The organism is Sorangium sp. So ce1014 (assembly GCF_051521505.1).
In the GTDB taxonomy this organism is placed as follows: Bacteria; Myxococcota_A; Polyangia; order Polyangiales; family Polyangiaceae; genus Sorangium.
In genome coordinates this window covers 258,759-275,028 of sequence record NZ_CP150356.1, presented here as the reverse complement: position 1 = coordinate 275,028, position 16,270 = coordinate 258,759, and the positions used below count along the sequence as shown (strand labels likewise).

At 69.2% G+C, this 16,270-nt stretch carries 19 protein-coding genes; 2 read left to right on the top strand and 17 right to left on the bottom strand.

Annotated features, from left to right (window positions below):
- Positions 1-605 precede the first annotated feature (605 nt).
- From WME75_RS01070 to WME75_RS01015, 12 genes are all read right to left on the bottom strand, one after another.
- On the bottom strand, positions 606-1,169 hold the full coding sequence (locus WME75_RS01070; RefSeq protein WP_437485511.1) for a hypothetical protein: 564 nt from the start codon (positions 1,167-1,169) through the stop codon (positions 606-608).
- Positions 1,166-1,345, bottom strand: coding sequence for a hypothetical protein (locus WME75_RS01065; RefSeq protein WP_437485509.1), 180 nt, complete (start codon positions 1,343-1,345; stop codon positions 1,166-1,168). The genes WME75_RS01070 and WME75_RS01065 overlap by 4 nt, the downstream gene beginning before the upstream one ends.
- Before the next feature lie 506 nt (positions 1,346-1,851).
- Positions 1,852-2,181: a hypothetical protein gene (locus WME75_RS01060; RefSeq protein ID WP_437485507.1), complete on the bottom strand. Its 330-nt coding sequence runs from the start codon at positions 2,179-2,181 to the stop codon at positions 1,852-1,854.
- Positions 2,130-2,456 carry a hypothetical protein gene (locus tag WME75_RS01055; RefSeq protein ID WP_437485505.1) on the bottom strand — a complete coding sequence of 109 codons (327 nt, stop codon included), beginning with the start codon at positions 2,454-2,456 and terminating at the stop codon, positions 2,130-2,132. Before WME75_RS01055 ends, WME75_RS01060 begins: the two co-directional genes overlap by 52 nt.
- Positions 2,457-2,593: 137 nt before the next feature.
- Positions 2,594-3,133 (bottom strand): hypothetical protein, encoded by a 540-nt coding sequence (locus WME75_RS01050; RefSeq protein WP_437485503.1) that lies wholly within the window; start codon positions 3,131-3,133, stop codon positions 2,594-2,596.
- Positions 3,130-3,909, bottom strand: coding sequence for a hypothetical protein (locus WME75_RS01045; RefSeq protein WP_437485501.1), 780 nt, complete (start codon positions 3,907-3,909; stop codon positions 3,130-3,132). Before WME75_RS01045 ends, WME75_RS01050 begins: the two co-directional genes overlap by 4 nt.
- Positions 3,906-4,346: a hypothetical protein gene (locus WME75_RS01040; RefSeq protein ID WP_437485499.1), complete on the bottom strand. Its 441-nt coding sequence runs from the start codon at positions 4,344-4,346 to the stop codon at positions 3,906-3,908. The genes WME75_RS01045 and WME75_RS01040 overlap by 4 nt, the downstream gene beginning before the upstream one ends.
- Positions 4,347-4,881: 535 nt before the next feature.
- Positions 4,882-5,025 carry a helix-turn-helix domain-containing protein gene (locus WME75_RS01035; RefSeq protein WP_437485497.1) on the bottom strand — a complete coding sequence of 48 codons (144 nt, stop codon included), beginning with the start codon at positions 5,023-5,025 and terminating at the stop codon, positions 4,882-4,884.
- A 25-nt stretch (positions 5,026-5,050) separates the two neighbouring features.
- Positions 5,051-6,325: an AAA family ATPase gene (locus WME75_RS01030; protein WP_437485495.1), complete on the bottom strand. Its 1,275-nt coding sequence runs from the start codon at positions 6,323-6,325 to the stop codon at positions 5,051-5,053.
- A complete protein-coding gene (locus WME75_RS01025) occupies positions 6,322-7,188 on the bottom strand; it encodes a tetratricopeptide repeat protein (protein WP_437485493.1) in 867 nt (288 codons plus the stop codon). Before WME75_RS01025 ends, WME75_RS01030 begins: the two co-directional genes overlap by 4 nt.
- Entirely contained in the window at positions 7,185-7,709 is a 525-nt protein-coding gene (locus tag WME75_RS01020) for a hypothetical protein (protein ID WP_437485491.1), read from the bottom strand. The genes WME75_RS01025 and WME75_RS01020 overlap by 4 nt, the downstream gene beginning before the upstream one ends.
- A 212-nt stretch (positions 7,710-7,921) precedes the next feature.
- The gene (locus WME75_RS01015) at positions 7,922-9,016 is read right to left on the bottom strand and encodes an AAA family ATPase (RefSeq protein WP_437485489.1); all 1,095 of its coding nucleotides are present in this window, start codon (positions 9,014-9,016) and stop codon (positions 7,922-7,924) included.
- Positions 9,017-9,948: 932 nt separating this feature from the next.
- Between WME75_RS01015 and WME75_RS01010 the strand changes: the two genes are divergently transcribed.
- Entirely contained in the window at positions 9,949-10,368 is a 420-nt protein-coding gene (locus tag WME75_RS01010) for a hypothetical protein (RefSeq protein ID WP_437485487.1), read from the top strand.
- 9 nt (positions 10,369-10,377) lie between these two features.
- Here the strand turns inward: WME75_RS01010 and WME75_RS01005 are convergent, their stop codons facing one another.
- From WME75_RS01005 to WME75_RS00990, 4 genes are all read right to left on the bottom strand, one after another.
- Positions 10,378-11,358: an HTTM domain-containing protein gene (locus tag WME75_RS01005; protein ID WP_437485485.1), complete on the bottom strand. Its 981-nt coding sequence runs from the start codon at positions 11,356-11,358 to the stop codon at positions 10,378-10,380.
- A gap of 11 nt (positions 11,359-11,369) precedes the next feature.
- Positions 11,370-11,906 (bottom strand): hypothetical protein, encoded by a 537-nt coding sequence (locus tag WME75_RS01000; RefSeq protein WP_437485483.1) that lies wholly within the window; start codon positions 11,904-11,906, stop codon positions 11,370-11,372.
- A 143-nt stretch (positions 11,907-12,049) separates the two neighbouring features.
- Complete coding sequence (locus WME75_RS00995; RefSeq protein WP_437485481.1) at positions 12,050-12,355, bottom strand: hypothetical protein; 306 nt, start codon at positions 12,353-12,355, stop codon at positions 12,050-12,052.
- Between the two features lie 677 nt (positions 12,356-13,032).
- A complete protein-coding gene (locus WME75_RS00990; RefSeq protein WP_437485479.1) occupies positions 13,033-13,707 on the bottom strand; it encodes a glutathione S-transferase family protein in 675 nt (224 codons plus the stop codon).
- Positions 13,708-13,772: 65 nt separating this feature from the next.
- On the opposite strand from WME75_RS00990, the gene WME75_RS00985 reads away from it, so the two are divergent.
- On the top strand, positions 13,773-14,588 hold the full coding sequence (locus tag WME75_RS00985) for an AraC family transcriptional regulator (RefSeq protein WP_437485477.1): 816 nt from the start codon (positions 13,773-13,775) through the stop codon (positions 14,586-14,588).
- A 10-nt stretch (positions 14,589-14,598) separates the two neighbouring features.
- Here the strand turns inward: WME75_RS00985 and WME75_RS00980 are convergent, their stop codons facing one another.
- Complete coding sequence (locus WME75_RS00980) at positions 14,599-16,158, bottom strand: S28 family serine protease (protein WP_437485475.1); 1,560 nt, start codon at positions 16,156-16,158, stop codon at positions 14,599-14,601.
- Positions 16,159-16,270 lie beyond the last annotated feature (112 nt).

The window sequence follows — 16,270 nt, the reverse complement described above, 5'->3', positions numbered from 1 at the left end:
GAGGAGCTCGCGGCGTAACCCCGGCTATTGGTTCGCCCCGGCGCAATCACCTCGCCTGGTATCGAAAACGAATGGCAGCACGACGCGGCTTCCGCTCGGCGAGCCGACCGATGTTCCAGCACGCTGTCCCAACCGAGGGCCACCGCACTGGAAAAGCATCGTTCTGCGCCGCAAGGCGCCCGGTGACGCCGCATAGCGTCTCGCGACGCGCCTCCCGGGCCAGACCAACGCCCGGACGGACACGGCACTCTCGCTGTCGGGGTTCGAGCTGCACGACGTCGCCCGGGCGCGGCCGTTCCGCGGGCGGGCGGCTCCGCGACCGAGCTCGGCGAGGTGTAAACGGCGGCCGCGCCCGCGTGACGAGCACGGCGATCGCGCCGAGCTCGCGCTCTTCGAGCTCGCCCAGGTCGCCCGCCAGCGATGTGACCGCTGCTACCTGGAGGAGATGATCCCCTGGCCCAGGTGCAAGCCGCCCGAGCTCCCTCGCGGCGAGTACCGCCACGGCCCCGCCGCCGCGGAGGGCGCGCCGCCAAGCTCGTCTCGAACTACTCTACGGCGAAGCGCACGAGCTCGGCCACGTGGACCGCGGTCGCCCGGGGGAGTAGTTACGGGTCCACCCAAGTCCACTTGGGCGAGAAGAGGCACATGTAGATCGTCGCCTCGCCCATCCACACCGCATCCATGTCCACATCCGGCACCACCTCGTTCCCGAGCTCCGACGGGATCGGCTCGTAGCCGGGGTACGTGGCCTCGATCTCTTCTGCAACCGCCGCCGGTATCTCGTCGGGCTCGCCCGTATCGTGGATCCCATAATAAGGCCCGAGGAGGCTCACGTGGAAGCTGAGCGAAGCCCTGCTGTTGGGCGAGGGAACGGGCTCCAAGTCCTTGCGGCGATAGATGCGAGCCGAGTACGCCGGCTCGCCCCCGTCCCCGAACAAGCTGAGCGACTCGTCTTGAAGGCCGTATCGGTCCCCCAGTCGGCGGATCATCGCTTTCCACGTCGGGTACTCCGCTCGCCCGCGGTTTGCGGCTTCCACCAGTCGGCGGTGCTCCACCGTGTCCTCGTAGACGGGCTCGCCCGGAGGCACATAGATGCGCTGGATTTTCTGCACGCCCCGCGGATAGAAGCGGTAGATCATGTCGAGCAGCTCGGAGCGAGTTGTCTTCATGGATTCGTTACCGAGGCGCCGAGCCCCTTATACTTCAACTTAAACGCGGCGTCCGTCTGGATGGCGAAGCTTTTGCAAAAGATCCCCGGCGGGAGGTTGTAGTCCATGAGCTGTCCGACCTCCTCCGTGATCTCTTCGCTGAGTTCGGCTGCACGGAGTGGATCGATTTTCCCCATCAACTCAGTCCGGAGCGGCAAGCGCCGCCGCGTCTGCGTCACCCGTTCCCTCACCGACGTGGAGCGCATGCGGCTCCGCGCCGCCCTCCGCAACTTGCGCGGCCTGTACGGCTCGTGGTCCTGCCTCGACGAGAACATGGGCATGCGGGCCCGCACGCTCCGAGCGATCGTCGCGGGCAAGTACGCCGGGTCCCCCGGCACCGCCATGCGCGCCGCACGCGCGGCTGGAACCACCATCGAGAGCCTTCTCGGCCGCCCCGTCGCCGCTGACCGCTGCCCCCACTGCGGGGCCCGTCGGGGGCCCCATGATCTGGCGGGGCCCGCACGTTGGCCCCGCTCGCGTTCTGAACATCGCCGAGATCGCCGCGCAGGAGCCGTTCATCCGCAGCGTCTTGCGCGGCCTCGGCGTGCCCGCCGTCGATGTTGTAGCCGGCCATGGTGATCCGTAGAATTTGTCGATCCGAGCGGCCCGAGCAGATCCGGATGCAGGCTCGTCTCCGGCTCGTTCAGCGCCAGCAGCTGCGAAACCGGTGCGGCTCCACCACCTGCGCCAGCACCGACTCCGAGCCCCAGAGCGAGAAGGGAAAGGTCACGCGGTGGCCGTCCACGTCCCGCGCGAAGGCCGAGCCCGCGGCCCGCTCCAGCATCGGCAGGCGGCGGCGCTTGTCGAGCAGCCAGAGGGTCTCTTCCTTGATGTCCGGGTCCAGCGCGAACGGCCCTGCTGGCGGCGGCGTCAGCCCGCACTGAAGCTCGTAGACGAGCTGATCCAGCCGCACCCGCAGCGTCATCCGCACCGGACCTTTGCTGCGCTGGCCGGCCCAGAGCACCGACGGCATCCCCCCTCCTCGGCCAGCGTGCGCGCAAAGCTCCCGCTCGCCGCGGAGCCGAGCAGCACCATGGTGCGATACAGGTTCGTCTTGCCGACGCCATTCGGCCCGACGACGACATTGACCTGCGCGAGCGGGAGGGTCAGCTCGCGGATCGAGCGATACCCAGCGACGTGGAGCTCCGGACCGTCATCCCGCCCAGGATAGCCCGACGCCGGCCGCTTCGACGCCGGCCGCGGCACTTCTACCTGGAAGAGATGATCCCCTGCCGAGGTGCGAGCCACCCGAGCTCTCCCCCCCCGGCGCGTATCGCCACGGCCACCCCGCCGCGGCGTGGGCGCCGCCGAGCTCGCCTCGAGCGCGTCTCGACGGCGAAGCGCCCGAGCTCGGCCAAGTGGACGGCGGCCGCCCAGGGGAATGGCTACGGATCAACCCAAGTCCACACCTCCGAGAAGAGGCACATGTAGATCGTCGCCTCGCCCATCAACACCACGTTCATCGCCACATCCGGCACCACCTCGTTCCCGATCTCCGGCGGGATTGCCCGGTAGCCGGGGTACGTAGCCTCGATCTCCCGGGCGACCTCGCGCGCCACCGGCTCCTCCTCGGGGATACCGGGGAGATGGATCCCGTAGTATGGCCCGAGCAGGGACACGTGGAAGCTGAGCGCCGTTTCGTCGGTGAGCCAGATGCGGGCCGAGTACGCCGGGTCGGCCCCCCCGGACAACAGGTGGAGCGACTCGTTTTGAAGGCCGTATCGATCCCCCAGCCTGTCGATCATGGCGTTCCACCTTGGGTACTCCGCTCGCCCGCGGTTTGCGGCTTCCACCAGGCGGCGGTGCTCCTCCGTGTCCTTGTAGACGGGCTCGCCCGGAGGCACGTGGATGCGATCGGTGTTATGCACGCCTCGCGGGTAAAAGCGGTAAACGACGTCGAGCAGTTCGGAGTGAGCTATCATCATGGATTTGTCACCCTGGCGCCAAGCCCCTTGTACTTGGATTTGAACGTCGCCCGCGCCTGGTCGATGAACCTACTACAGAATATCCCCTGGGGGAGATCGTAGTCCATGCGGTTCGCGACCTCCTCCGTGATCTCCTCGCTGAGGCTGGCTGCGCGGTCTGCATCGATGGGTCCATACATCTCAGTCCGGAGCGGCATCTCGATGGAAAAATTACAGGACCAGCTCTTGACCGTGTGCGGGACAGTGAGTTTCCTGAAATTCAATTTGACCCTGGCCACCTGCCACCCACCGGCTTTACCCGTGCCTGGGTCATTGACGGTGGTAACAAATGTGAAGTCCGACGGATCGAAGTCTACGTATACCCATGGGGCCATTCCAGGCGGCGGGCACTTCGAGCTACACGCATCGCTACAGCTCAAGAAGGTCGCTCCGTCTCCCGCAATATCGCCGAATCCAGGGCAAGGGTCTTGCGGACTCGTCGGGCTCTCTGTCGGCCGTTCCGAGCTGTCGCTCGGTCTCTCCTCTTCGTCTTCGAGCTCCCACTCGTTGCAGGCGATCTTGCGCTCGTTGCCGTCGTGCGAGCCGTCCGGCGGCTCCGCCCCGAAGTCACCGGATCCGGCGGAGGTGTAGACGGGGCGGGGCTCCGAGCCTGGACCGGCACCTGCACCCGAAGTTCTTTCCCCGACAGGGTAGCAGTCTCCGATCGTCCAGTTGCACGCCGCCAGCGTCCAGGCCGATATGACCACGACCAATAACAGGACTGTTCTCACGTTCATTTAGCACTCCATCGAAGCACAGGACCAGCAACAACGACGACGGACACGTAGCCCGGGAGCACCAGACTGCCCCGACCGACCCAGTCCACATTGACGCTCACCGACACCCCCAGCGGTCCAGCAACGTACGCGTTGGTCTGCGCGTGCCCGCCTACGGCCATGCCAGCGACGCGGCCGCACAAGGTGATGCCGCACGCCGGCACGACATAGAACGCGACCGAGGGCCCCGCGCTGACGTTGCCGTCCTCCCACGCGTACCCGATGTCGGCCGAGGTCTGGTTGTACACCCCGGGCCCGTCCTCCTGGGTCGGGGGTAGGATCGTGCACAGGTCGTGCACCGTGAACAGGATGTCTCGCTGGAGGGGCCACGCTATGCCCGCGTGCGGGCCCACCGCGAGGCGCGGAACTGTACCGGCCTGGAGCCACCCGAGGCTCACACCGGCGCTCAGCTCGTACGCTTCTACGCGCGCCGGGACAACGAGGAGCGGGAGGACAACCCCTGCTGCCCATGAGATCCGCCGTTGTGACGCCCTCACCGTCTCCCCCCGGTTGGAAACCTTCGGCCGCTGCGCGCGATGAGCGCTGAGAACCGCAAGCCACTTTTCTGAGCGTGATGTGGGCGTCAAAGACAAATGTCGCGGTGAAACCAGAATGCATGCGGGTCGGCCCGTCCCGGGCGTGCGCAGGGGCGCACGCGGTTACGCGGCGGGGGTGTTCGCCAACGAGCTGGTCGATGACGGCCGGTCACCAGCGCCCGATACATCCCTCGACCTTCGCGGCTGTTCCGCGCCCCGCCAGGTGACACCGACGACCCCGACCAAGGCCTGCGGGCGTTCACCTCGCCCCCGCAGCCGCTCCCCCGCCTGGCGCCGTCGCCCTCGGGATCAGCTGTCGTCCTCCTCCGAACGGGAGCCAATGCGGGTCGGGGTGCCCTCTAGCCCGGCGCTCAGCCAAGCTGGATACAGCCCCGCTCTAGACGCCGCGCGCGTACTGGCCTGGCGTCGTGCCGACGATGCGCCGGAAGTGCCGGTTGAGCTGGCTCTGGTCGTAGAGGCCGACCTGCGGGGCGATGTCGCGCGGCCTCACGCCGGCGACGAGCATCTCCTTCGCGCGCATGAGCGCCGGCGGGCGGCGCGGGCGCTCAGTCCTTCCAGGCCTTGGCCTCGCGGGACTTCAGGAACAGGGCCACGTCCTTGTACTGCTCGCTCTGGTTGGCGAACTCCACGTAATTCCGGGCGCGCGCCAGCCACTCCAGCGTGGTGGGGCGCTGCGCCGCGAGCACCGCCTCCACGTGCTTCATCGTGAGCGGCGGCTCCGTGCCGGTGTCGAGCGCCTCCTCGATCACCCGGTCGAACGCCTGCTCCACCAGCGCGCGCAGGTCGGCCCCGCTGAAGAGCGGCGTCATCCGCGCGAGCTTCTTCAGATCCAGCCGCTCCGCAGGCCGGCCCGCGAGGGCGATCTCCAGGACGCTGCAGCGCGCCGCCTCGTCGGGGGGCGGGACGAACACAAGGCGATCGAAGCGCCCGGGCCGCTTGAGCGCGTCGTCGACGTCCCAGGGCGCGTTGGTGGCGCCGAGCACGAGCAGCCCCTTGTTCTCCGAACCGATGGAGTCGAGCTCCTGGAGGAGCTGATCCACGAGGGGGCGCCCCGCGCTGCCGTGGTGCTTGCGGCGGGCGAAGGCGAGCGCATCGAGCTCGTCGAGGAACAGCACGCCGGGCGCGTGGGCGCGCGCCTCCTCGAAGGCGTCGTGGAGGTTGCGCTCGCTCACGCCCACGTAGGGGTCGAGGATGTCCTCGATGCGCACATTGAAGAAGGGCAGATCGCACTCGCCCGCGGTCGCGCGCGCCAGCAGCGTCTTGCCGCAGCCGGGCGGGCCATACAGGAGAATGCCCCCTCCCGCCTTGCGCCCGTATTTCGCGTAGAGGTCGGGGCGCTGCAGCGGCAGGATGATGGCGCGGTGCACCGCCTTCTTCACCTCCTCGAGGCCGCCGATCTCCGCGAAGGTGGTCCGCGCCTCCTCGCCGAGCTTTCGTCGGTCCTGCTTGCGCCCCTCGGCGCCCGCCGCGGCGGCGGCGCGGCCGCTCGAGTGCACGAGCCGGAGCACGCCCTTCTGGTCGAGCTTCGCGTCGAGCCGCGCCTGCGTCTCGGGGATCCCCTCCACGAGCCCGGCCTTGCGCGCGGCGTCGAGGCAGCGCGCCGCGGCCTGCAGGCTGCCGGCCTCGATCGAGAGCCTCGCGGCGTCGAGCAGCGACTCGCGCGGCAGCTCGCCCGCGTCGAGCAGCGCCTCGTACTGCCGCGCCGCGTCCGCGGGGCGGCCCGCGCCCTGGAGCATCTCGGCGAGCAGGAGCCGGAGCGGGTGGTTGTCGGGGGCGACCTCGAGCGCCTTTTCCAGCGCGGTGATCCGGTCCGAGCTCATCGCGATAGACCCATCCAGCGCCGCAGGAGCGGCGGCATGATCCAGCTGTAAAGGCAGTAAGCGATGTAGGCGAAGCCGAAGAGGCCCGCGGCGACCCGGTTCCCCGTCGCCCGTAGCCCGTAGAGGACCACCATCGCCGCGATCCACAGCGGGATGGCCCCGAAGCGCCGCATCGGCCAGAGGGGCCTCATCAGCCGATGCGAGGCGAAGCGGGCCTCGCGCGCGGCGCCGGCGAGGTCTTGGTCGCCCGGGTCGAGGCGCGCCGCGGTCCGGAGGTGGCGGCCGGCCTCCTCGACCCGGCCGCCCTCGAGCATGGCCTGGCCGAGCAAGTGGTGGGTGAGCGCGTCGTCGGGATCGGCGGCGAGGCGCGCCTTGCCGTGCCGGGCGAGCTCCTCGTCCTTGCCCTGCAGGTAAGCCACGATCATCCGGGCGCGCGCGACGCCGCCCGCCTCGGGATCGATGCGCGCCGCCTCCTCGACGAGCCGCGCCGCCTTGTCCACCTGGCCCTCCTTGGCGACGAGCAAGGCATAGCGGCAGAGCGCGGGGGCGCTCTCCGGCGCGACGCGCAGGCAGCTCAGAATGGCCCGCTCCGCCGCCGCGGCGTCGCCGAGCTGCGCCTCGCAGTCGCAGAGCAGGTAGAGCAGGTGGGGCGACTCCGGCGCGCGCGCGAGGCCCTCGCGGGCGGCGCGCGCGGCCTCGGCGGCCTGGCCGAGCGCGTGGAGCGCGGCGGCGCGCAGCGCCCAGAGCTCGGGGTCCTCGAGATCGGGATCCGCGATCCGCTCGAGCGTCTCGAGCGCGCGCCGCGGCTTGTCGACGTGGAGGTAGTGGCGCGCCAGCGCGGCGGCCTGCTCGGCGTCGCTCACGGCCGCACTCCGGCGGGGAGCGCGGCGAGCCCCGCGAGCACGGCGAACTGTAGCGCGAAGCCGGCGAGGAGGACGGCGATGCCGGGGATCCAGAGGGAGGCGTGCTTTCCGCCGGCGAACTGGAAGCGCCGGTCGGCGACCTGCTGAAGGCGGCTGTAGGCGAGGTAAAGCAGCACGCCGAGTATCTGGTTGGCGAGCCGGATCCCGCGGCGGAAGCCCGGCGCGTCGGCCGACGCCTGGCCGTACGCGGAGAACTGCGCCCAGCTCCAGAGGGCCAGGATGGCGGCCAGGGCCGCGAGGCCGAGGAGCAGCATTCGCCGCCGCTGCTCGGCCGGCAGCCGCAGGCGCCCGGCGTTGATCATGCCGAGGAGGAACACGGGGACCACGCCGCCGAGCACCCCGATCCAGATCTGGGACTGGAGCCGGAACGGCCGCTTCCCCGGCGCTGCCTGCCCCTCGCCGGCGTCCTGCAGCGTCGGTGTCAGCAGATCATCCGTGGGGCGCTTGCCGGGTCGAGCCACGGGCGCAGTCTACCCCACGCGGCCCGGCGTCCGCTGCCCTTGTCGTTGAACCAGGCGAAGAAACGCTCGATCCAGCGGCGTGCCTGCTCTCCAGTCACGAGCGCCCGACGTCGCCCTCGACCTGCGCGGCCGCGCCAAGCTCACCTCCCCTTCGCTTCCCGTTCGCCTCCCCCGCGCCGGCTCCGCTCGCAAAGCTCACGCGGGGACGGACGTCATTCATCCTCCTCCTCCGCCGCGCCGCGCGCCAGCGCCGTCTCTCCACCTTTCTTGTCAAGCTCGATGAGCCGGCAGGGCGTCGCCTTCCGGATCCGCTCTGCCAGCGGGCGGGAGTGCGTCGTGATCCACAGCTGACTCCGGGATGCCGCGTGCACGAGCAGATCCCCGAGCGGCCCGAGCAGATCCGGATGCAGGCTCGTCTCCGGCTCGTTCAGCGCCAGCAGCTGCGGAGGCCTCGGGCTCAGCAGCGCTGCCAGGAGGCAGAGATAGCGCGCCGTGCCGTCCGAGAACTCGCGGGCGTCGAGCGGCCGCGACATCCCTGGCAACCCGAGCTCGACGCGGAAGCGCCCCTGCGTCGAGGAGACCTCGAGCGACGCGCCAGGGAACGCGCTGGAGACGGCATCCTGCAAGGCGCCCCTGTCGCCGATATCGATGATCGTCGCCAGCGCCGCGGCGAGATCATGGCCATCGGTGCTGAGCACCGGCGTCCGCACCCCGACCTGCTCGACCCGCAACGGCGCGCCGGGGTCGGTGCGGAAGTGGTGATAGAACCGGAAGTTCATCAGCTTTTGCCGCACCGCCGAGAGCAACGGAAACCGGTGCGGCTCCACCACCTGCGCCAGCACCGACTCCGAGCCCCAGAGCGAGAAGGGAAAGGTCACGCGGTGGCCGTCCACGTCCCGCGCGAAGGCCGAGCCCGCGGCCCGCTCCAGCATCGGCAGGCGGCGGCGCTTGTCGAGCAGCCAGAGGGTCTCTTCCTTGATGTCCGGGTCCAGCGCGAACGGCCCTGCTGGCGGCGGCGTCAGCCCGCACTGAAGCTCGTAGACGAGCTGATCCAGCCGCACCCGCAGCGTCATCCGCACCGGACCTTTGCTGCGCTGGCCGGCCCAGAGCACCGATGGCATCCCCCCCTCCTCGGCCAGGGTGCGCGCAAAGCTCCCGCTCGCCGCGGACCCGAGCAGCACCATGGTGCGATAGAGGTTCGTCTTGCCGACGCCGTTCGGCCCGACGATGACATTGACCTGCGCGAGGGGGAGGGTCAGCTCGCGGATCGAGCGATACCCAGCGACGTGGAGCTCCTGGACCGTCATCCCGCCCAGGATAGCCTATCGTGGTCACCCGCCACCCCCGCGCCGCGACCCCAGCGCGACGGCGAGGCGCCCGAGCTCGACCACGTGGACGGCGACGGCCCCGAGCTCGCGCCGCGCCACCAGCACCGGCAGGGGCTTGCCAGCAGGGCGGGGACCTCGACCCCCCGCAGCGGCGATAGCACTGTTCCACTTCTCGAACGCCGCCGTTCCAGCCCGCTGGCTGGCGTCGCCCGCTGTATCACCGCATACTCTGGACGTGATCCTGGCGCGGTCGCCGGGCGGGCCGGATGCGCCTGTCTCCGGACCTCCGGCTGCGGCGGGCCCATCTCGTGGCCCGCCGGTGCAGAGGGCATCACGGCGGATGGAGCCTGGCCTCGATGATCCGCCGCCGTGCTCCGGGCGCGTCCTTCCAGCGCGTGGATCGCGCGCCGGCGCTGCGGCTCGCGAGCGGCGCGCGCCTCGCCGAGCGCTGGGACCCACGAGCGAATCCCAGAGCCCGACTGAAGGCAAGGCCTGTTCTACTGACCGGGTGACTGGGACCAGATTGCCATTTCCATCTCAACCATAGATATCCATGAAGACAACATGCTCGTTTAGAGGTTGACAGCGTTTCCGCTTTTGAGAATGATACCTCCGCGCTGGCCGATGAAGCACGGAGCGGGCTCTCGACTGCGGAGCCCACAGCCCATCTCGCGGCGTGACCAGGATACGCGAGTGAACCCCTGCGCCCGACCACGCGCCTGGCTTGAAACCATAACTCATCATAACAACACATTGGCGAACAAATGAACCACATCTGTCACACGACGTCCATGCGCGCCCTGATCTTCGGCCTCATCGCCGGAGGCGTCTCGCTGAGCGCACCCGCTCAAGCCCAGGCGTTGGAGTACGGGATATACGAAGGAGAAGGTTGCCCCGCAGGGTACACACCGTTGAACGCATCCGACGCCTTCTGGACGTTCTCCTACCGCTGCGATGAGCTCCCCTATTCAGGGGTCTTTCGTATCGCAGACGGTGATTCGATAGGTGGCCCCTGGAACGACTGCCAGCTGCACACGGGCGATACCCGCGTGCTGGAATACACGCTCTGCAAACCCAACTACCAGCTCTTTGACATTGACGGGACGACCTTCGCGGTGGTGCGAGGCGGAGAGCAGTGCCTGGAGGGCTTCGAGCACGTGGATTTCGCGACCGCCTCCGCCTACTCGGCGGAGATATGCATGCACGTCGGGTACTGGGGGATCGCGAGGATCGGTGGAGGGGGCTCCATTGACGGTGTGGGTTACGATTGCAACATCCGCGCGACCGACTCTCGCCAGCTCGGCGATGCCATCTGCGTGGAGAGCGAGTAAGAGCGCCTCTCAAGACCTCAGGTTTTGTTCGGCGCTCCAAGACAGACCCGGTGCGGCCGCCTCGGAGGGCATGGATTCGCGAGGTTCTGCCCGCACCGCGAAGGCAGAGAGGGTGAGCACAGACATGATGGCGCCGAAGACACCGAGCCCCATGAAGGCCGCGATGCCGACGTGGAGCCCCACGGTGGCCGCGACCCAGAGCCGCCGGGTGCGCCGCGGCCAGATCATGACCGGGTAGCCGGTCTCGACGAGCAGCACCATCCAGCCTGCGCCCACCGCGAGCCATGGATAGTGGGCCAGCCAGGTGAAGTCGTACTGGCGATAATCCGGCAGGTTGAGCGTCCGCCAGATGGCATCGCCGTTCCACCATTGCTCGCCGAGCGCCTTTCCCAGCCCGCTCACGAGGTAGACGACGCAGAGGTGTATCTGCACCACGCGCAGGGAGAATCGCGCCATGCTCGTGGGCCCGATGGGCGCGCGGCCGAGCCATCGATCGAGCGACAGCGCCGCGCCCGCCGGCATCCACATGAGGTAGAACAGGAAGATGTTGGCGAACTGGTCTACACCATAATTCGTGCTGTCCGCCGTCATCATCAGCATCAGGTGGGAGGACCAGGCAGCCGCCGCGGCCACCCTCGCGCGCCATCCCGCGAGCAGCGCGACGAGGGCGAGCACATAGAAGGCGCCCACGGCGACGAGGATGGGCACGTCTCCGATCCCGAGCGGGGCGAGACGGTCTATCAGCCAGCTGAGCCGGACAAACCCCGGCCTTCCGAGCGCGTCGACGAGCGGTGTCTGCAGGATCCCCGCTCGCCCGTAGAGATCGAACAGCGCAGGAGCGACCATCGCCGCCTGGATGAGCAGAACGGAGGCGAGCCCGATCCGGAGCACGGCGAGCGGCGCTGCAGACGCAGGCGCGAAGGCGAAGCGCTCGACGGCCGCCCACGCTCGCGCAGGCCAGCGCTCCGTCGCAGCCCGGGGAGCAGCCATCGACCGCGCGTTCACGGCGCCCTCCCGTTGCTCTGCTGCGCGCGCAGGAGCTTCGCGTGATGCACGAATTTCGCTCGGTAATTCAGCGTCCATCCTGTGGTCTTCCCCTCGCGGTATTCCGCCATCGAGGGGAGCTCGAACGTATCGAGCTGGACGACGACGCCATCGGCGCCTGGATGCCTGGCGAGCACCTTGCCGGCCCAGGAAGCCACGAGCGAGCGCCTCACCCTCTCATCCTGCTCCAGCGAGAACATCCCGATGATGTTCCTGACCCGGATATCCGCTTCACGGCTCACCCCCGTCTCCAGGGCATCGGCGGCGATCTCCCCGTCGGCGCCGTTCACCTGAAAGCTCGCGGAGAGCGTCGTCCCGACCCCCGGAGCGAAGAAGGAGTACCCGCTGTCCGCTCCGGAGAGCAGGCCGTAAACCTTCACCGCCCGGCGCGCCCAGCCCTCGTCTCCAATGTGGACGTGCAGCGCGCCCAGACAGACCACCACGAGGTGCGCCGCCGCCGCGGCGAGCAGAAGGATGGCGCGTCTTCGGCCCATGGCTGTTGCATTCATGCAGCTCCCCCCACGGTGCCCGCAGCGCCGGCACCTTGCCCAACCGGACGACCCTTCTTGGCGGCATGGCGCCGCTGGCGGCCGAGCGTCCGCTCGACCTGCCAGCGGCACCATGAACCGTCAGAGCATCAGCGCTGATCCACCGTCAGGCTCACGACCGGAGTCGGGAGCCCTGCCAGCGGAGAAACGTCGGCCCTGAACCCCCAATAGCCGTGATGACCGTGGTGACCATGATGGCCGTGGTGGCCGTGATGGCCGTGGTGACCGTGATGATGCCCGTGCCAGCTGGCGCTCGCCTCCGCCGAGCTGGGCACACTCGTCTCCTCGACGAGCGTAAGGTCCTGAATCGGCGTCGTGCTGGCCGCACGAGCGAGCGGAGCGACAGAAACCACCGCGGTGGTCACCAGAGCGCCAATCATTCTCAGCTGTTTCATTTTCGATTCCTTCCCCTCTACCCGAGCATGCTGACTGTCGCATGCCGGGTGATGCAGGGTGACCTTGCACGCGGCGCGCCGGGCGCGGCTCAAGCGCGATCCACCGGCAAATGCAGCTGTACGAGGGTGAAAACGAGCAGGACACGGCGAAGCGGCTGGGATCGATCGATGGCTCCGGCATCGACGCTGTCGGCAGGCGACTGCGCGAGTACGCGAGGACTTGCTCGAATGCGCAACGGGGACTGAGGCTGCTGAGCCCGCCGGACCGGGATGAAGCCTGTTCCAGCCCCAGAGCCCGGCAGTGCGGTCGCGCAGACTCCCCGGAGGAGCCCGGGGCGTGCCCGGTTCGCTTGATTTTTGAGCGGATTCTCTGGATTCAGCTCAGTATTATCTCGTTATTTGAGATTATTCTCTAGATCTGGCTTCAAATTAGCCAGATTTTAGCGACAATTCTCTGGATTCAGCCAGATTCGTTCCAGAAACGAAGGCTTTTTCTCTGGATTCAGTCGACTTTTATCTGGTTTGTTGGCCAGGATGTCTCGATGCCCCTGATCCCCGCGCCCCCGCCGCCCCGCGCGGCTACAGCGCCGTCGAGCTGGCGCGCGCCGCCGGCGTGAGCACCGGCTCAGGCCTGCTCCGGACCTGTGAGCCGACGTCCGCGGCGGCGCGTCAGCGCGTCAGCTCGCTTGCGCCGCCGCCGCGACCGCCGCTTCGTGCGCCGCGGCGAGCTGCGCGTCGTCCGCCGTGACGCGCGCGAACGACGGCCGGCTGCAGATCCGCGCGACATAGGCCGTGATCTCCGGCAGCTCGGGGATGAGCTTGAACGTCGTCATCCACTGGAGCGCCGTACCCCAGAGGATGTCGGCCGCGGAGAACCGCTCGCCGAGCAGGTAGGGGCCCTTTCGGAGCGCCTCCACGAGCGTGCCGAACATCGTGTCGTAGTCGCTGTAAGGCGACATCCCCGGGGGCGCCGGCTCGCGCTTCATCGCGCGATCGATCATGGCCGGCTCGAAGCACGACCCGTAGTAGACGAGCCAGCGGAGGTAGGGGCCTCGCTGCGGATCGCGGAGGGCCGGGGCCAGGCCCGCCTCCGGGAAGAGGTCGGCGAGGTAGATGAAGATCGCGACCTGCTCGGTGACCAGCGCGCCGTCGTGCGCGATGGCGGGGACCTTCCCGAGCGGGTTCACCGCGAGGTAGGGCGCCTTGCGCTGCTCGCCGGCCTTCATGTTGAGGACGCGCAGCTCGTGCGGCGCGCCGAGCTCGTCGAGAAGGATGCGCGTGCCCGACGCGCGCGTGTTCGGTGAATGATAGAAGATGAGGTTTCCCCGCGCGGTCGTCGTCGAATCAGCCATGTCGTGCCTCCGGGCCGGACCCTACTGCCCGGGCCGGGCCGCGTATTGTAAAAGAGCGCCACGCGATGAGCTCGAGCGTCACCCCCGAAGGCCGCACCCTCGGCATCCTGAACCCCGCGGCGGGGCTCAAGAGCTTCGAGCTGCGCCGCCACGCGCCCGCGTCCGATCTGGCCGCGCTCGTCGACTGGCACTGGGTCGTCCGCTGGTCGCTCCCCGCGCCGTTCGAGCAGGAGATCTTGCCGCACCCCTGCGTCAACCTGGCCATCCAGGTGAACGGGTCGATCGTGAACGGGCTCGGGACGCGGCGCGAGATCTCGCGGCTCGATGGGACGGGGCGCGTCGTGGCCACGAAGTTCAAGCCGGGGGGCTTCTTTCCGTTCGCGAGCTGTCCGATGCGCCGGCTGGTCGATCACGTCGTCCCGCTCGTGGACATCTTCGGTGACGCGGCGAACGCGCTGGAGCGCGACGTGCTCGATCAGCCGGACGACCTCCTCGCGGTCCGCGCGATCGAGGCGCTCCTCCGAGCGCACAGGGCTCCTTCGGATCGGGGGCTCGACGAGGCCATGGCGCTCGCCGCCCGCGCGCAGGGAGATCGCGACATCCACCGCGCCGAGGATCTCGCGCGGGTCGCGGGGGTCTCGGTCCGCACCCTGCACCGGGCGTTCGAGCGGTACATCGGCGTCGGGCCCAAGTGGATCATCCGGCGATCCAGGGTCCAGGAGGCCGCGGAGCGCGTGGCGTCGGGGGCGTCCATCGCGTGGGCGGCGCTGGCGGCCGAGCTCGGGTATCACGATCAGGCGCACTTCATCCGCGACTTCAAGGCACAAGTCGGGTTCACGCCCGCCGCCTACGCGGCGCGCTGCGCTGCTGCGGTGCTCTAGCTGCGGTGCTCTAGTCGCGCGCCACCCAGCGCCGGCCCCGGAGCAGCAGCGCCGCCGGGGCGCGGCCGCTCGGGGTGACGCTCGGCGTGACGCCCGTCCAGGCTTCCAGCGCGCCGAAGGCCACCGCCTGGTCGGCCGGCGCGAGCGCGAGGAGGACGGCGCCGTGGGTCCCTCCCGGCACGATGAGACGGTGGGAGTCGCGGGCGCCCCCGACCTCAAAGGCGGCCGCGGTGTACGGATCGTTTTCACCGTAGATGAACAGGAACCGCTCGCCCTCGGTGGTGAGCCAGCCGGAGACGTCCTGCATCGCCGCGGGATCGAAGAGCGACGTCTTGCCGGGCCCGGGCTCGATGAACGTGGTGGGCGCGTTCGCGCCGGGGTAGAGGAGCAGATCCGCGATGTGCGCCTCCGCGAAGCTCGGATAGCCCAGCTCCGCCGCAGCCTGCCAGTAGTACGGCTCCATGCCGTCGAGGTCGGCGTCGGACCAGAGGCGGGGGGCGTTCGCCTCGTCGAGGAACGCCCAGACCGCGGCGTCGTCCGACGCGGCGGTCGGGACGCGCTCGCAGAAGCTCGCGTCCTTGTATTGCCAGAGGGAGAAGACCGACTCGACAACGGCGACCTCCAGGGCCCTCTCGGCGCCGAGGAGATCGTAGGTGACCTCGAACTTGGCGGCCTCGGCTTCCATGAGGTCGAGCATGGCGGGGCGGCGCAGGAGCACCTCGCGCTGGAAGCCCTGGAGGGCCTCCCGGCACGCGGAATCGCCGCGCTCGGCCACGAAATCGACGTAGCGTGGGTCGGCGGTGCCGGCGCTGTGCGGGGCCACGTACGCCACGGTGCCGTCGACGTCGGCGGGATAGAAGCGGCGATGGTAGACGGAGGTCATGCCGCTCTTGCTCGCGCCGGTGGAGATCCATTTGCCCTCGTAGAGCGGCCGGATCGACGCGATGACGCGGTGAAGGTCCGCGGCGGCCTGCTCGATGGTGAGCAGCGACCAGTCCGCGGGCTCCGGGCGGGAGGGGGTGAAGAAGCGGTGCTCGACGCGGATCTGGTTGGCGGCGAGCAGCTCGGCGGGCTCGTCGAGCCACTGGGAATCCGGGCGGACCTGGTAGCCCTCGGTGACGAGGACCACGGGCGCGGCGGGATCCCGGTGGTGCAAGGTCACGCGCTGCTGGAACCGGAGGCCCTCGGGGTGGTCGTGATCGGCGGGCTGATCGAGCTCCATCACGAAGTAGCGGTATCCCGGTAGGCTCGAGTCCTGCTCGACGGCGGTGAGGCCGTCGATGCCCTGGAGTTGCTCGAGGAGGTCGCGCGAGTCGGCGCCGCCGGTGCCGTCGGAACCGCCAGTGCCGCCGGTGCCGCCGGTGCCGCCGGAACCGCCAGTGCCGCCAGTGCCGCCGGTGCCGCCAGTGCCGCCGGTGCCGCCGGAACCGCCGCCCGCGCCGCCGCCGCCCGTGCCACCGGCACCGCCAGTGGCCTCGGAGGGCTGTTCATTGGCAGCATCATCCCCGCAGGCGGCGGTGGCCAGGGAGAACAGTGTGATGGCGATCCATGTCAGAAAAGGAGTACGCATGTCGCGCGGACGCTACATGAACACGCGCCTGGATCGATCGATTTCGCGCGGAATTCACGGAACGGTGCGCCGCCGGACGTCGCACGATCACGACGACCCCCCGACATGAGCT

Coding starts and splice junctions, on each gene's coding strand:
- WME75_RS01060 (WP_437485507.1), bottom strand. CDS start 2,181: ATGCCGTCGGTGCTCTGGGCCGGCCAGCGCAGCAAAGGTCCGGTGCGG.
- WME75_RS01035 (WP_437485497.1), bottom strand. CDS start 5,025: ATGCGCGCGAAGGAGATGCTCGTCGCCGGCGTGAGGCCGCGCGACATC.
- WME75_RS01065 (WP_437485509.1), bottom strand. CDS start 1,345: ATGGGGAAAATCGATCCACTCCGTGCAGCCGAACTCAGCGAAGAGATC.
- WME75_RS01045 (WP_437485501.1), bottom strand. CDS start 3,909: ATGAACGTGAGAACAGTCCTGTTATTGGTCGTGGTCATATCGGCCTGG.
- WME75_RS01015 (WP_437485489.1), bottom strand. CDS start 9,016: ATGACGGTCCAGGAGCTCCACGTCGCTGGGTATCGCTCGATCCGCGAG.
- WME75_RS00995 (WP_437485481.1), bottom strand. CDS start 12,355: ATGAAACAGCTGAGAATGATTGGCGCTCTGGTGACCACCGCGGTGGTT.
- WME75_RS00980 (WP_437485475.1), bottom strand. CDS start 16,158: ATGCGTACTCCTTTTCTGACATGGATCGCCATCACACTGTTCTCCCTG.
- WME75_RS01005 (WP_437485485.1), bottom strand. CDS start 11,358: ATGGCTGCTCCCCGGGCTGCGACGGAGCGCTGGCCTGCGCGAGCGTGG.
- WME75_RS01070 (WP_437485511.1), bottom strand. CDS start 1,169: ATGAAGACAACTCGCTCCGAGCTGCTCGACATGATCTACCGCTTCTAT.
- WME75_RS01030 (WP_437485495.1), bottom strand. CDS start 6,325: ATGAGCTCGGACCGGATCACCGCGCTGGAAAAGGCGCTCGAGGTCGCC.
- WME75_RS01000 (WP_437485483.1), bottom strand. CDS start 11,906: ATGGGCCGAAGACGCGCCATCCTTCTGCTCGCCGCGGCGGCGGCGCAC.
- WME75_RS00990 (WP_437485479.1), bottom strand. CDS start 13,707: ATGGCTGATTCGACGACGACCGCGCGGGGAAACCTCATCTTCTATCAT.
- WME75_RS01050 (WP_437485503.1), bottom strand. CDS start 3,133: ATGATGATAGCTCACTCCGAACTGCTCGACGTCGTTTACCGCTTTTAC.
- WME75_RS00985 (WP_437485477.1), top strand. CDS start 13,773: ATGAGCTCGAGCGTCACCCCCGAAGGCCGCACCCTCGGCATCCTGAAC.